The following is a 14748-nucleotide window of genomic DNA, read 5'->3' on the forward strand; positions in this document are numbered from 1 at the left end:
CACCCTTCGGCGGGTTGTCACCGATCCGGCGTCGGGGCAGGCTGGTGTTCTTCGAGGTTGGCGTGCTGCGGTCCCGCGACCGGCTGGGGACGTGCCGCGGTTATTGCGTCACCGTGACGCACTTCGACTTGCCCAAGCAGTCACAGCAAACAAAGTCAAATTCAGGAATGTGAATTACGTCTCTGTTCAAGCTCTTTGGATGTGTAAAAGAGGTTTAAGAGGGATCCTTAAGGAGTCCACGGCCAGCTCGATGCACCGTCTCAGCTTGGCCGAGCACGCTTGGCACTGAGTATGAAGTGTCGTGAAGCTCCGCTGGAGGTCATTGAACATGGCGACAAAAGCTGCCGGCTCGACGGTCATCGAGCTGGCGACGCACCCACTGTGGTGTTCGTCGCAGCGGTACGCCCGTGAACTCGCCGCGGCCAAGCGCAGGCATCCGTCGTCCTATCGGCTTGACGAAGAGGACGACGCGCCCGACGTGGAATCTCAGCGTCCGTCGCAGTCCGGCCTGCGGACCAACGCTCTCGTGACCCCTCTGGCGTGCGCTCGGGTTCTCACCCTGCACGCCGTCCGCGACGAGGCCGTCGCGGACTGACGTCTTCGAAGATCTACGCGGGGTCACAGTGCGCGCAGCGCCCGCCGTCCACGCCTATGGAGTAGCCGGTTCTGTCGGCCGTCCGCCCTCCGCCGCGGGATCGGCGCCGTAGCCGAAACGTGACGAACGCTTGACCGAATTGTCTACGTGTGACTACACATTCGGGCTGTCCGCGAGCCATACCATGACATCGTTCAAGATCATGGGGGCATCGCAGAGAGATCGGGTTGATGCGCGCGGTAGTTCAGGGTGTTCTCGTTCTGGTCGTGGTCGTCATGACCTATTTCTCCGGCGGTACGAACAGCGTCGACACGGCGGCGGTGAGCCTTCCGCTGACGTCGACCATCGAATCGATCGCGCCGGCCGAGGGTGCCGTCGTCGGTGTGGGGCATCCGGTGGTGGTCACGTTCAAGAACCCGGTCACCAACCGCCCGGTCGTCGAACGTGCCCTCGGGCTCAAGTCGACACCGACTCGTGCAGGCACCTACGAGTGGCTCGACGCCAATGTCGTGTCGTGGAAGCCGGCCGAGTTCTGGCCGGCGCACAGCACCGTGATGTTGTCGGTCGCGGGCATGCGGACCGAGTTCCAAACCGGCCCAGCCGTTATCAGTGTCGCGGATATCTCCGAGCACACCTTCACGGTGACCATCGACGGGATCGGTGAAGACCCGCCGATCGATCTTCCTGCGCCGCACCACCTACCGCACGCCGGCGAGGCGGGGGTGCTGCTGGCCTCCCTGGGACGTCCGGAATATCCGACCCCGGTGGGCACCTACACCGTTCTGGGGAAAGACCGCACGGTGAAGATGGACTCCAGCAGTGTCGGCATCCCCGTCGATGCTCCGGACGGCTACCTCCTTGACGTGGACTACGCGGTCCGCTTCACCCAGCGTGGTCTGTTCGTGCATTCGGCGCCGTGGGCCGTGCCGTCGATGGGGCTGGACAACACGAGCCACGGTTGCATCAGCCTGATCCCGGCGGCCGCCGAGTGGTACTTCAACACGGTCCACATCGGCGACCCGGTGATCGTCCAGGAGTAGCGAAACCCGCTGCAAGGCAGGACAAGGCAGCTCGCGGCTGAGTAGAACCAAGCGCAGACTTCCGAGGACACACGAACGTAGACACGCAAACGAAGACACAGAAAAGGCGCCTGGCTCACGAGCCAGGCGCCTTTTCTGGCGCTAGGGGATGGGTTAGTCGGCGGGACCGGGCAGGGTGGGCGTCCCGGCGACCGGGCCGCCCCCGGGCGAAACGGTCGGCACACCCTTTCCGGTCCCTGCGGCGACGGCCACCGGAGCGGCGGCGATCGGTGCGGCGGCGGGGACGACGGGAGCGGCGGGTACCACCGGCACCGGTGGTGGCGCCAGCGGCACAGGCGGAACGATGGGTGGCGGGGGTGCCAGGGGGACCGGCGGAACTACCGGCGGCGGCGCCAGAGGTACCGGAGGAACGGCTGCAGGTGCGGCAGCGGGAACCACCCCCGCGGCTTCCACGGCCGGCGCGGCGCATGGTGCACCGGCCGCGGCGGCCCCGTCGACGCATTTATATCCGCCGGTCTTGAGTGGTAACGCTGTCGCATGCGGGCTCAGCGCCATCGCGGCCGCCACTGCGGTCAGGCAAAACCCAGCGCCGATAGCAGTTTTGACGGTGATGTTGGCAAAGGTGGTCATCACGAGCGACTCCCTTTTTCGTGCGGATAAATTACATCGATGAAAATTGTGTCGAGCGCAACCGTAGAGCTGGCCGAAATCGGTGTCCAGACAAGTTCTCAGATGGTTGCGGGGTTGACACGTGAGTGAGCCGTACTCGTGACCGCATCGTTTCCAACCGCCCGCGTCCGTCATGATAAGGAGGGTCATCGACGGTGCGAAGTCCCCGTCAGGGCGTGATTTTCGCAAACATCACTGGCCGAGCTGCATCAGAATCCCTTTGGCCACAAGCTGTTCGAAGCTGTAGCTGAATTCACCACGGCGCCCGACCGAAAGGACGTAGCGGTCCTGACCTTCGGTCAGCGGCACGGTGAACGTGAAAGTGCAGTTGGCGGTACCGCTTTTGCCGGGTCCCAGGGTGGTGGTGGCCAGCACGTCGCCCTTGCCGTTCTTGACGGTGACGGGGGTGCCGGCATTGACGTCGGCATATCCGTTCGCTCCCTGGCATTTTGCGCCGTCGGAGACGATGCCCTCGGCGCCAGAATTGTCGGTGAGTACGAAGTTGCCGGTGACATTTGCCTTTTCGAGGATGTGAAAGCCCTTCGAGAAAAGCGGACAGAAGGTGTCAACCGCGATCTTGTCGGCGAGCAGGCCCTGCTGGGGATCGCCGTCTTCCAGATGACGGCAGACCTGGCGACCGTGAGCAACGGCGTTGGCGTCGGAATTGAACTGATCGCTGAGCCCGGCGTCCTTCAGGGCGTTGAGGTACCCGGCTTCCGGCGAAGGTGGTGGCCTGCGCCCGGCCACCAGCAGCACCCAGACCACGGCGGCGGCCATCACGATGACCGCCGCCGCGGCCGTGGTCCCCAGCCAGGTCGCCCTGATACCTGACGTCTTCAGTTCGAGGTAGTCCGGCAGCATCCGCCCGCCATCCGGATCGCTCGATGCGGCTCTGCCGTCGCGTACCCGATTCGTCGGATGCCCGGTGACGAAGTAGCGGCCCTCGTGGCGCGCGGTGGGGTCCGGGCGCCACCCGGTCGGTGCGGACGAATGGATCTGCCCGCACCGGCTGCAGGTGTCGGCGTCATCGAGCGGAGATCCGCAGTACGGGCAGGTCATCACTACCCGTTATATGCCGGTCGGACCGTTCGCACAGCGGGCCGACACATATTCGGGCTGGAAACCCTCAGCTCTGAACGCTGCTGAGCAGTCGCACCAACCCCGCCGCGACGGGGCCGCTTACCGGCCATTACCGTGCTAGCCATGACACGGGTGACGGTGATCACAGGCGGCGCAGGTGGAATGGGGTTTGCCACGGCCAAGGTTGTCGGCCGCGACCAGACAGTGGTGTTGTGCGATGTCCGGCAGGACCGCCTCGACGCCGCCGCGACTGCCCTGGGAGACCTGGGGATCGCCGCCAGGATCGTCAACGCCGACGTCACGGACCGGGCTGCCGTCGACCGGCTGTTGGTGACCGCCGCCGGGCTCGGCACGGTCAGTGCCGTCATCCATGCGGCCGGGGTGAGCCCCAGCATGGGCGACGCCGAGTACGTGATGAGAACCAACGCGCTGGGCACGCTGCATGTGAACGAAGCGTTTTTCGCGACCGCGGCCGAGGGGGCGGCGATCGTCAACGTGGCGTCGATGGCGGCACATCTGCTGCCCGAGGAAGTCATTCCCGCGCAGCACTTCCCCCTGGCGCTGCAGGACCAGGACCAGTTCCTCACCGAAATGCTGGCGGCGTGCGGCATGGCTCCGGAAGACATGCGCTCCGGTTTCTCCTATGCCATCAGCAAGGCCTTCGTGAAGTGGTACAGCTCGTCGCAGGCCGAGCGGTTCAACGGCCGTGGCATCCGGATCGTCTCCGTCTCCCCGGGGTCCATCGATACCGAGATGGGTCGGCTGGAGGAGCAGGCGGGCGCGGGCGCGATGGTGGCCGACGCGGCGGTACCGCGCTGGGGCAAGGCCGAGGAGATGGCTGATCTGCTGGCCTACTGCGCCAGTGAGCGGGCGGGTTACCTCACCGGTACGGACATCCTCAACGACGGCGGTGTCGTCGCTTCGATGCGGGAACGCGCCCGGCTGGCCGCTGCGGGCAGCTAGTCAGCCGAACTCCAGCAGCGTGTAGGCCCCGCGAATCTGGCGCGTGGGCTTGAACTGCCAGAACGCCGGAAAAGCGGTGCGGAAGAACCACCCACGCCCGCGCGGCATCGGCAGATCGTGCACGGCTTTGATTCCCGGCACCGTGTGCGCGAGGTCGGCCAATTGGGCCGGGCTCAGGCTGAACGGCATCGGTGGCACGCGGTAGTGCCGTGAGGACCGCATGCCCTTGGGCGCGAACTTCTTCACCAGCACGGGTGGTAGGTCGAAGATCATCTGACCGCCGGGAAAACGCTTGGCGCACTCGGTGATCAGGCCGAGCGCTTCCTCGGGCTGCAGGTACATCAGCAACCCCTCCGCCGTGATGAACACCCCGTCGGTGGCATCGACGGGGTCCATCCAGCTGTAGTCCAGCGCCGACTGTGCCCGCACGGTGATGCGGTCGGACGCGGGCAACAGCCGCTCGCGCAGCTCGACGATGGGCGGGAAATCGACGGTAAGCCAACGGAACCGGGCACCCGGCAGCGCCGCATCGAGTCGCCAGAAACTCGTCTGCAGACCTTCGGCCAGCGCCACCACCGTGGCCGACGGGTGCTCGGTCAGGTAACCACGGGCGGCCTTGTCGAAGGCCAGCGAGCGCAGCGCCATCTCCTGGCCCGTCCGGCGGCCGAATTTCGCGAAGTCGTAGGCGATGGAATCGGCCAGTTGGACGGCCATGGCATCATCGATGATGGGGTGGGGATGGCGGGCCTGGGTGGCCCGGCCGTTCAGGGTCAGCAGTGCGGTTTCCGAAACGCCGGTCAGGGCGCTGGCCTCGGCCTTCTTGGGGACCGTCTCGTCGTCTGCGTGCTCCACCTGAGCAACGCTACCGGCGGATGCGGAGTCGACAACTCACCGTGGAGTTGGGATCCCTTGTGGTGGGTACTCGTCGAGCGTCACGGTTTCGTACAGGAAGATTGCCATTGATTCGTAAAGCCATGCAGGCCAACAGGAAAGACGACGGCGCCAGTTTGGGCCGTCGTGCTGCGTTCAAGCTGTCGCTGCTGATCACCGCAGGTTTGTCGGTAGCCAGGGCGCCGCGGGCCGATGCGCAGATCGACGGCCACGGAGCCCGCTGGTCGCCGGAGCGGGCGCACCGCTGGTACGCCGAACAGGGGTGGCTGGTCGGCGCCAACTTCATCCCGTCGAACGCGGGCAACCAGCTGGAGATGTTCCAGCCGGACACCTACGACCCACAGCAGATCGACAACGAGTTGCGGATCGCCCGGCTGGCCGGGTTCAACACGGTGCGGGTCTTCCTGCACGACCAGCTGTGGGCGCAGGGGCATCTGGGCTTTCAGAACCGCCTGGCCCAGTTCGTTGCTCTCGCGTCCAGTCACGGCATCAAACCGCTGTTCGTACTGTTCGACTCCTGCTGGGATCCGTTTCCCCGGTTGGGGCATCAGCGTCGCCCCCGGCCCGGGATCCACAACTCGGTGTGGGTGCAGGGCCCGGGTGCACAGCACCTGGACGATCACCGCTACCGGCGACTGCTGCGCGAGTACGTCGTCGGCGTGATCAGCCAGTTCCGTCGTGACGAGCGGGTGCTGGGGTGGGACCTGTGGAACGAGCCGGACAATCCCGCGGCCAACTACCGCGAGGTGGAACGCCAGGACAAGGTCGCCCTGATCGAGGAGCTGCTCCCGCAGGTCTTCGGCTGGGCCCGCTCGGTCAACCCCGTCCAACCTTTGACCAGCGGCGTGTGGGACGGTCCGTGGGCTGACCCGTTGGCGCGCAGCCGGATGGCGACGCTGCAGCTCGACCTCTCCGACGTGGTGACCTTCCACAGCTATGACCATCCGGAAGGGTTCGAGGCCCGCATCGGTGAGCTGGCCCCGATGGGGCGTCCGATCCTGTGCACCGAGTACCTGGCCCGTGGGGAGGGCAGCACCATCGAGGGTGTACTGCCGATCGCCAAACGACACAACGTCGGTGCGTACAACTGGGGCCTGGTCGCGGGTAAGACGCAGACCTATCTGCCGTGGGACTCCTGGGACAGGCCGTACAAGGCTCCGCCGCCGGTGTGGTTCCATGACTTGTTCCATGCTGATGGCCGGCCCTACCGCGACGGTGAGATCCGTACGATCCGGAAGCTGACCGGACGGCCGTATCCCTGATGAGGTCAGTGTCCACCCATCCGGCTGACGTCGGCGATGGCGGCGACGAACTGTTCGGGCGCTTCCTGGGGAACGTTGTGTCCGATGCCGTCGAGGATTCGGTGTTCGTAGGGCCCGGTGTAGAGCGAGCGGTAGCCGGCACCGTCCTTGGCCGCACCGTCGAAGTCGGACCCGATCGTGATGGTCGGCACGGTGACCGGGGGCTTGCCGGCCAACCGGGCTTCGTCGGCGTCGTAGCGCGCTTCGCCGGGAGCCAGGCTGAGCCGCCACCGGTAGTTGTGCACCACGATCGCGACGTGATCGGGATTGTCGAACGCGGCGGCGGACAGATCGTAGGTGGCGTCGTCGAAGTGCCACAGTGGTGAGGCCTTGGTCCAGATCAGCCGGTTGAATTCCTTGGTGTTCTCGCGGTAGCCGAGTTCGCCGCGCGGGGTCGCGAAGTAGTACTGGTACCACCATCCCAACTCGGCCTCGGGTGCCAGCGGCTTGAGGTTGGCGGCCAGGTTGACCGTGATGTAACCGCTGACGGCGACCAGTCCCGCACAGCGCTGCGGCCACAGTGCGGCAACGTTGTTGGCGGTCCGCCCGCCCCAGTCGTATCCGCCGAGCACGGCCTTGGGGATGTTCAGCGCGTCCATCAGCGCGACGACGTCCTGCGCCAGGGCCGCCTGCTGGCCGTTGCGGACGGTGTCGGCCGAGCGGAACCGGGTCGAGCCGAAGCCGCGGAGGTGGGGCACGATCACGCGGAAGCCCTGCTCGGCGAGCAGCGCGGAGGCGTCGGCGTAGCTGTGGATGTCGTAGGGCCAGCCGTGCAGCAGGATTACCGGGAGGCCATCGGTCGGACCGGCCTCGGTGTAGCCCACGTTGAGATCACCGGCGTCGATCTGCTTGACCGGGTTCATGGGGTGTGACGGTTTCGATGGCGCGCCGGCTGAGGCAGCCGGGGCAGGAGTGGACGGCGTGCCACAGGCCGCCAAGGTGGCCGCGCCGGCAGCGGCTGCCGTGAGGAAGCCGAAATTCCTTCTGCTCAAACCGTTCACCGTTGCTGCTCCTTCTCGCGGGCTCGTCGGTATCCATCTCACCCCCGAGTGTCCATCAAGTCCAACGATTGAATCTGATGAGCCCTATCGACTAGATAGATAGGCTGACACGGTGGAGTTACGCCAGATCGAACACTTCATTGCGGTGGCCGGTGAGATGAGCTTCACCCGAGCCGCCGAACGCGCGCACGTCGTGCAGTCGGCGTTGTCGACGTCGATCGCGAAATTGGAGCGTGAACTCGGGGTGGCGTTGTTCGACCGGTCACGGCAGCGGATCAGCCTGACCGCCGCGGGGGAGGCCTTCTCGGCACATGCCCACGAGATTCTGCACGCAGCCAGGGCGGCGGCTGAATCCGCCGCCCAGTTTCGTGGATCACTGATGGGCACAGTCGAATTCGGTTCGCTCATTTCCTATGGGCCGGTAGACGTCGCCCGCGCCCTCGGCGATTTTCACCGGGCCCACCCGCATGTCCGGCTGCGGTTGAGGCTGAGCCAGTCCGGCGCGTCGGCCTATCTTGCCGCGCTGCTCGAGGGCTCGCTGGACCTGGCGCTGGTGTCGCTGCCCAATCGGTTCCCGGCGCAGCTCGACATGAAGATGCTGTTCGAGGAGCCGATGGTGTTCGTCTGCCGTGACGACCACGAGCTGGCGCGCCGTCGTCGCCTCGATCTCGGTGATCTGGCCGGTGAGGATCTCGTCGGTTTCCCGCCCGAATTCGGATTGCGGCGCCTGATGGACGAGGCGTTCCACCGCGCAGGCGTGCAACCTCAGACGCAGTACGAGGTGCCCGCCGGATTCGCCGCGATCGCCGAACTCGTCGGCAACGGTCTTGGGACGTCCTTCATGCCCGTGTCCGAGGCGCGGCGCTTTGGTGATCTGCGAGCTGTGGCTTTGCGGGACCCGGCGGTGTGGCAGGTCTATCTCGCCGCACCGCCGGCCGAGCGCATGACACCCGCGGCAGCACTTCTGGCCGAAACCCTGCTCGCCGCCGCGGGTTCGCTGGGCTAGCGGTTGAGAGGGCTGTAGAAGACCAGGCCGTTGCCTTTGTTGTCGTAGACCACGGCCCGACGCTCGTGCGCATCGTCGTACGGGTGCTTGATGATTCCGCCGCCGCTGGCTTCGATGGCCTTGGCCGCGCCGTCGACGTCGGCGGTCTTGATCCCCACGACAACCTGGCCGGGGATCGGGTGGTCCACCGACGTGGCCAGCGCGAGGGTGAGCGATCCACCGTCGAGCGCGGCGAAGTGTGCGCCGTCGCGGAACTTCAGTGGCATTCCCAGCGTCTCGCTGTAGAAGCGGATCGACTCATCCAGGTCGTCCGTCGACAGGATGATCATCCGTACGTCGTGGTCGCTCATCAGTGCCCTCCTATGGCTGAACGCTTCCAGGTTATGGGTTGCACCGGTGCGTACCCAGGGTCCTAGGGCACCTTTGTTTTGATCTCCTCGATCACCCATTGGGCGTATTCGAGATATTCGTCGACACCGCTCACCGCCGGCAGCGGAACCGCGCTCACCGTGACTCCCTGTTCCCCCAGCCAGCACAACCGGTCGACCATCTCCTGCGCACTCATCCCGGACCGGGCATCGGGGTCCTCACGCACGGTATGCGCCTCCCCGACCCGTCTGGTCGCCATGCCGTGAACGACGTCGAAGTCGCGTCCGTCGTATTCGGGCTGCGACTTGATGAACTCGATCCGCTCGGCCAATTGTTCGGGAGGGGTGAGAAACGACCACCATCCGGTGGCGTACTTCGCTGCGCGCCGCAGCGCTCCGTCGGCGTCTCCGCCGATCCACACCGGAAGGTATGGTTTCTGAATCGGTTTGGGTTCGACGGCGATGTCCTCGAAGGCCACGTACCGTCCGTCGAATCGCGGGTTCTCACTGGTCCACAGCTCGATGATGGCCGCCAGGTATTCGTCGGCAATCCGCCCCCGTTCGTGAAATGGCACACCGAGCAATTCGAATTCGCGCTGCAGCCAACCGACTCCGAACGTGACCATCATTCGCCCACTGCTCATCCAGTCCGCGGTTGCCAGTGACTTGGCGAGGACGAGCGGATGCTGGAGCGGCAGCACCGTGATGCAGGAGTTGAGCCGTATCCGTGAGGTGGCACCTGCCAGGTAGGCCTGCGCGACTGTGGACTGCAGATAGTGCGGCCCCGACAACTCGACGTGCTCACGCGGGATGGCGAAATGCTCGGGTACGGCGATCATGTCGTATCCCAACTCGTCAGCCCGTTTGGCCATCCGGGTCTGGTCGGCACCGGTGACTTCAGCTTCCCACGGCTGCATCGTCGCCTTCAGCCGCAGCATGTGAGGCAGGTTGAAGATGAATTTCACGAGGGCTCCGTTCCGTCGTGCACGGACTCTACATATATAGAGACTTCGTGGAGTAGGTTGTCCCAAACCAAACCACAAGGAGAGCTCACCGACGATGACGCTGCAATTCGATCTGTCGGGCCGACGCGTGCTGATCACCGGTGCCGGACAGGGAGTCGGCCGGGGACTGGCCGATGCCTTCGCGGCCGCCGGCGCCACCGTGCTGGTCAATGACCTCCGGGGTGACCGAGCCGAGGCGGTGGCCGCAGAGCTGCGGGAAGCGGGCGGTGACGTGCTGTCGGTACCGTTCGACGTCACCGACTATCGAGCGGTCACCGAGGCGATCGAAGAGGCCGGCCCGGTCGATGTACTGGTGAACAACGCGGGTAATGCCGGGGCCGAGGGATTCGCGGCCCGGATGCCGTTCGCGGAAACCTCACCCGCGGACTGGGACCCCTTCCTCCAGGTGAATCTGTACGGCGTGCTGAATTGCACGCGGGCGGTTCTGCCGACGATGGTGGAGCGGCAGTGGGGTCGGGTCGTGACGATCGTCTCGGACGCGGGCCGGACGGGGGACGCCAGTGGCGCGGTCTATGCGGCGGCCAAGGCCGGTGCCGCGGGTCTGACGCGGTCGATCGCGCTGGAGAACGGCCGCTACGGTGTCACCGCCAACAACATCGCGCTGGGCACCATGCGCACACCGCTCACCGAACCGCTGTGGGCCGAGATGGCCGATTCCCCGCAGGCGAAGGCGATCCTGTCGCGTTACCCGATCCGCAGGCCCGGGCTGCCCGAGGATGTGGCCTACCTGGCGGTGCTGCTGGCCGGCGACCACGGCTCCTGGATCACCGGCCAGACGCTACCGGTCAACGGTGGCTACTCCTTCGCGATGTGAGGCGGCCGGGGCAGCGGCGACGATCGCGGCGATGATGTCGTGGAGTTCCTCGTCGGAGTTGATGGTGCGGTCGCCGCGGGCCAGTGCGAGCATCAGTCCACTGATGAAAGTCAGCAGTACGTACGCTTTTTCGTCGATCAGACCGGGATCGCTCTCGGCCGGGCAGAGCGCCACCACAACGTTGCGGTGTAGTTCGAAGAACCGCTGCTGGTTGTGGCTGAACGCCTCGGCCAGTCCGGCGTCGCGGCTCGAGGGCATGACCAGCTCGTAGCGGGCCTTGCTCCGGACCAGACGCGCGCCGGTGCTCGACCGGATGACCAGCCGCGCCAGACCGCGCACATCACCGTGCGCCCCCGGACCTGTGGCCGCGGTCAGATCGGCCAGGTCCAGATCGGCGATGCGGTTGGCCGCCGCCCGCATCAAGGCCGCGCTGGTGCGGAAGTAGAACGACGTGGTGCCGTCCGGTACCCCGGCTTTGCGGTCGACCTTCAGATGGGTGACGCCTTTGATGCCCTCGCGGGCCAGCAGAGTGATTGCCGCGTCGCACAATTCGCGCCGGCGTTGATCGGGATTCTGTTTTGCCCCCACGCCGCACCTATCGGCGGGCCGGTGCGGCGACGTGCTCGGGACGCACCCCGGTACCGACCAGGTACGCCGGAATCGTGGTCAGCTGGGGGAACCGGTGCACGATCTTCAGCAGAGCTCCGGGCGGGGTGATGTCGGCCCCGGCCATGACGGGCGCAATCACCCGGCGATGCAGGATCCGTTGGAAGCCTTGGGTGATGACAGTGGGCAGCGTGCGCCGACGCTGCACAGCGGCGAGGTCGGAGCCGGTGACCCGATGCTCCCGTAGCGGTTGGTACAGCAGGCGGGCGGCCGCGGCGGCGTCCTGGATGGCGACATTGATGCCGACGCCGCCGACCGGCGACATCGCGTGGGCGGCGTCGCCGATGCACAGCAGCCCCTCGCGGTGCCACCGCGGCAGACGGTTGAGTTGGACGTCGAGATGCTTGACGTCGTCCCAGGAGGTGAGTGCGCCGGGATCGGCCTCCGGAATGAGTTCGGCGAGTTCGGCGTGGAAGGCGTCCAGGCCGCGGGCCCGGAGTCCGGCATCGCTGCCCTTCGGGATCAGGTAGGCGACCTGGAAGTAGCCGGTGCGGGGAATCATGATCAACGCCCGTCCGGGCGCGGTCCGCGGGATCAGTGAGTACTGGCCATCTTCGGTGCGCGGCAGGCGGAACCACCACACGTCGAAGGGCACCGGGTAGTCCCGGGTGTTGAGTCCGGCCTCCCGCCTGACCAGCGACGAGCGCCCGTCGCAGGCCACCGTGAGCTCGGCGCGCAGTTCCCCGTCCCCGTCCGGACTGGTGTAGCGGACCCCGGTGACGCGCTCGCCTTCGCGCAGTAGTCCGGTCACTTCGGTCTGCATGCGCAGGGTGAAGTTGGGTTCCGCTCTGCCCGCATCGGCCAGCAGGTCGAGGAAGTCCCACTGCGGCACCATCGCCACGTACGGGTGGGGCTGGCGCAGCCGACGGAAGTCGACCAGCGTCACCGGCTCGCCGTCGACCGTGAACTCGCCCTTTTCCACCTTGCTGTAGCCGATCTTGTCGAACTCTCCGAAGAGGCCCAGCTCGTCGAGCATGCGCATGGTGCTCGGATGCACGGTGTCGCCGCGGAAGTCGCGCAGGAAGTCGGCGTGCTTCTCCATGACGGTGACCGGTACCCCGCACCTGGCCAGGATCAGCCCGAGCATCATTCCGGCGGGGCCGCCGCCCGCGATCACGCAGGTGGTGTCAGGCATGGGCGAGTCCGTTCAGCGCGTCGGGCAGGGGTTCGGTGTGGAGCACGCCGAGGCGCTGCGTCGCGCGGGTGAGGGCGACATACAACTCGGCGGCGCCGCGGTCGCCGTCGGCCAGGATGTGTGCGGGTTCCACCACGAGCACGGCGTCGAACTCGAGGCCCTTGGTTTCCGACGGTGCCACCGCACCGGGCACGCCGGGTGGGCCGATCACCACACACGTGCCCTCGCGGGTGGCTTCCTCCCGCACGAATTCCTCGACAGCTGATGGGATTTCAGCGGCGGCCAGCTGCCTGGCCCACGGCTGCACACCGCAGGACCGGACGGACTCCGGCGGTTTGACGCCGGGCGCGAACTCGGCGAGCAGCGCCCCGGCCACTGTCATGATCTCGGCCGGGGTCCGGTAGTTGACCGACAGGGTCCGGTAGATCCACCGGCCGGGCACGTAGGGTTCGAGCATCGCGTCCCAGGACCGGGCGCCGGCGGCCGAGCGGCGCTGAGCCAGGTCGCCGACCACCGTGAAGGACCGGCGTGGACACCGACGCATCAACACCCGCCAGTCCATCTCGGACAGTTCCTGGGCTTCGTCGACCACAACATGACCGTAGGTCCAATCCCGGTCGGCCGCAGCGCGTTCGGCGAGTTCCCGGGTGTCGCGCTCGAGGAACCGGTCGGCCAGGTCCTCGGCGTCGATGAGGTCGCTGGCCAGCAGGTGGTCCTCGTCGTCCATCAGGTCCTCGCGGGCGATCATCAGATCGAGCACGCCTGCGGCGTAGGCGGCTTCCTCGCGCCGTTCGCGTTCGGCGGCTTCCTCGCCCGCCTTGTCCCGGCCCAGGAGGTCGACCAACTCGTCGAGCAACGGCACGTCCGACACGGTCCAGGCGCTGCCGTCGGTACGCAACAGGCGAGGGTCGGCGCCGGCCGCGGCCAACCTCTCGGCCGACGAATACAGCGGGGCCAGCAGGGTCTCCGGGGTCAGGATCGGCCAGAGTCGATCTAAGGCCGCGGCGAACGCCGCGTTCTCGTCGAGCTCGCTGACCACGCTGGCCCGCAGCTCCTCCCACGCCGCCTTGTCCTGACGGCTCAACCAGCCCTTGCCGATACGCGCGACGGCACGTTCGGTGAGGACGTAGGTGACGATGTCGCGGAACGTCGTACGCGCCTCGTTGTGCGGTAGTCCCGTTTCACGGGCCTCCTCGATGGCCCACTGCGCGGTTTCGGCGTCGATGCGGACGGTGACATCGGGCAGTTCGATGTAGATCGGCTCGTCGGGGACCTCCTGACGGTCGGCGACCGCGGCGGCCAGCACATCGAGGATCTTCAACGAGCCCTTGATCGCGGCCACCTCGGGTGCGTCCTCGGCGGTGACGTGCAGGCCGGGAGCCAGGTCGCCGGGCGTCATGAACACCGCGTCGGACTCACCCAGCGAGGGCAGCACCCGGCCGATGTGGTTCAGGAACGCCTCGTTGGGTCCGACCACGAGCACGCCGTGACGTTCGATCCGCTCCCGGTGGGTGTAGAGCAGATAGGCCACCCGGTGCAGCGCCACCACGGTCTTACCGGTGCCAGGACCGCCCTCGACCACCAGCACGCCGGTGCGTTCGTTGCGGATGACCTCGTCCTGCTCGGACTGGATCGTGGCGACGATGTCGCGCATGCCCTCGCCGCGCGGAGCGTTCACCGCGGCCAGCAGTGCGGCGTCCTCGTCACCTTCGTCGCCCGCGGCGGGCCGGCCCAGCACCTCGTCGGTGAAATCGAGCACCCGCCGACCCAGGGTGCGGAACTGGCGCCGCCGGCGCATGTTCTCCGGGTTGGCCCCGGTTGCGGTGTAGAACGGTCGCGCCAACGGTGCCCGCCAGTCCAGCAGCAACGGCTCGTAGTCGTCCTCACGATCGAAGATGCCGAGGCGCCCGACGTAGAGATGTTCCCCGGCAACGGTTTCCAGCCGCCCGAAGCACAGGCCGTTGTCGGCCACGTCGAGCCGGTTGGCTTCCTTGGCCAATGCGCGCACCTCGGCGTCGCGTTCCACCGCGGAGCCGCCGTGCTCGCGCAGCGCGGTGCGGTAGCGGTCACGCACCCGGATGCGTTCGGCGTCCAGGCGGGTATAGAGCCCGTCGACATAGGTCTGTTCGGACTGCACTTCGACATCGTGATCGTCAGCTGGCACGTGCTCCCTGTTCCTCCATGGCTTGCTCCG

The 14748-nt window shown here is 66.7% G+C and carries 15 protein-coding genes; 6 read left to right on the top strand and 9 right to left on the bottom strand.

The window, feature by feature from the left end:
- Positions 1-328: 328 nt before the first annotated feature.
- Complete coding sequence (locus AB0876_RS08115) at positions 329-595, top strand: hypothetical protein (RefSeq protein WP_491839486.1); 267 nt, start codon at positions 329-331, stop codon at positions 593-595.
- Positions 596-825: 230 nt separating this feature from the next.
- Positions 826-1635 (top strand): L,D-transpeptidase, encoded by an 810-nt coding sequence (locus tag AB0876_RS08120; protein ID WP_526041681.1) that lies wholly within the window; start codon positions 826-828, stop codon positions 1633-1635.
- 153 nt (positions 1636-1788) lie between these two features.
- On the opposite strand, the gene AB0876_RS08125 is transcribed toward AB0876_RS08120, so the two are convergent.
- Both AB0876_RS08125 and AB0876_RS08130 read right to left on the bottom strand, forming a co-directional pair.
- On the bottom strand, positions 1789-2265 hold the full coding sequence (locus AB0876_RS08125; RefSeq protein ID WP_491839488.1) for a hypothetical protein: 477 nt from the start codon (positions 2263-2265) through the stop codon (positions 1789-1791).
- Positions 2266-2496: 231 nt separating this feature from the next.
- Positions 2497-3165, bottom strand: coding sequence for a DUF732 domain-containing protein (locus tag AB0876_RS08130; RefSeq protein ID WP_491839489.1), 669 nt, complete (start codon positions 3163-3165; stop codon positions 2497-2499).
- Between the two features lie 342 nt (positions 3166-3507).
- Here AB0876_RS08130 and AB0876_RS08135 point away from each other — a divergent pair, with 342 nt between their 5' ends.
- Positions 3508-4347 carry an SDR family oxidoreductase gene (locus tag AB0876_RS08135; protein ID WP_491839490.1) on the top strand — a complete coding sequence of 280 codons (840 nt, stop codon included), beginning with the start codon at positions 3508-3510 and terminating at the stop codon, positions 4345-4347.
- Here AB0876_RS08135 and AB0876_RS08140 read toward each other — a convergent pair whose 3' ends face one another.
- Complete coding sequence (locus AB0876_RS08140; RefSeq protein WP_526041682.1) at positions 4348-5199, bottom strand: class I SAM-dependent methyltransferase; 852 nt, start codon at positions 5197-5199, stop codon at positions 4348-4350.
- Positions 5200-5354: 155 nt separating this feature from the next.
- Between AB0876_RS08140 and AB0876_RS08145 the strand changes: the two genes are divergently transcribed.
- Entirely contained in the window at positions 5355-6500 is a 1146-nt protein-coding gene (locus tag AB0876_RS08145) for a glycoside hydrolase 5 family protein (RefSeq protein WP_526041928.1), read from the top strand.
- Positions 6501-6505: 5 nt separating this feature from the next.
- Here the strand turns inward: AB0876_RS08145 and AB0876_RS08150 are convergent, their stop codons facing one another.
- A complete protein-coding gene (locus tag AB0876_RS08150; RefSeq protein WP_448444566.1) occupies positions 6506-7402 on the bottom strand; it encodes an alpha/beta fold hydrolase in 897 nt (298 codons plus the stop codon).
- A gap of 250 nt (positions 7403-7652) precedes the next feature.
- On the opposite strand from AB0876_RS08150, the gene AB0876_RS08155 reads away from it, so the two are divergent.
- Positions 7653-8546 carry a LysR substrate-binding domain-containing protein gene (locus AB0876_RS08155; RefSeq protein WP_526041683.1) on the top strand — a complete coding sequence of 298 codons (894 nt, stop codon included), beginning with the start codon at positions 7653-7655 and terminating at the stop codon, positions 8544-8546.
- Here AB0876_RS08155 and AB0876_RS08160 read toward each other — a convergent pair.
- Together AB0876_RS08160 and AB0876_RS08165 are read right to left on the bottom strand one after the other, a co-directional pair.
- A complete protein-coding gene (locus AB0876_RS08160; protein ID WP_055119019.1) occupies positions 8543-8896 on the bottom strand; it encodes a VOC family protein in 354 nt (117 codons plus the stop codon). The two genes, AB0876_RS08155 and AB0876_RS08160, sit on opposite strands and share 4 nt — an antisense overlap.
- Before the next feature lie 62 nt (positions 8897-8958).
- On the bottom strand, positions 8959-9879 hold the full coding sequence (locus AB0876_RS08165) for a TIGR03619 family F420-dependent LLM class oxidoreductase (RefSeq protein ID WP_055119016.1): 921 nt from the start codon (positions 9877-9879) through the stop codon (positions 8959-8961).
- Positions 9880-9973: 94 nt separating this feature from the next.
- On the opposite strand from AB0876_RS08165, the gene AB0876_RS08170 reads away from it, so the two are divergent.
- Entirely contained in the window at positions 9974-10753 is a 780-nt protein-coding gene (locus tag AB0876_RS08170; protein WP_526041684.1) for an SDR family NAD(P)-dependent oxidoreductase, read from the top strand.
- Here AB0876_RS08170 and AB0876_RS08175 read toward each other — a convergent pair.
- From AB0876_RS08175 to helR, 3 genes are read right to left on the bottom strand one after another with little or no spacing between them, the layout of a single operon-like run.
- Entirely contained in the window at positions 10718-11341 is a 624-nt protein-coding gene (locus tag AB0876_RS08175; protein ID WP_526041685.1) for a TetR/AcrR family transcriptional regulator, read from the bottom strand. The genes AB0876_RS08170 and AB0876_RS08175 overlap by 36 nt on opposite strands.
- Before the next feature lie 7 nt (positions 11342-11348).
- A complete protein-coding gene (locus tag AB0876_RS08180) occupies positions 11349-12554 on the bottom strand; it encodes an FAD-dependent oxidoreductase (RefSeq protein WP_526041686.1) in 1206 nt (401 codons plus the stop codon).
- Positions 12547-14718, bottom strand: a complete 2172-nt coding sequence (gene helR / locus AB0876_RS08185; RefSeq protein WP_526041687.1) for an RNA polymerase recycling motor ATPase HelR — start codon at positions 14716-14718, stop codon at positions 12547-12549. Before helR ends, AB0876_RS08180 begins: the two co-directional genes overlap by 8 nt.
- Between the last annotated feature and the right edge of the window lie 30 nt (positions 14719-14748).

It is taken from the genome of Mycobacterium sp. NPDC049093 (assembly GCF_040704635.1).
GTDB lineage: Bacteria > Actinomycetota > Actinomycetes > Mycobacteriales > Mycobacteriaceae > Mycobacterium.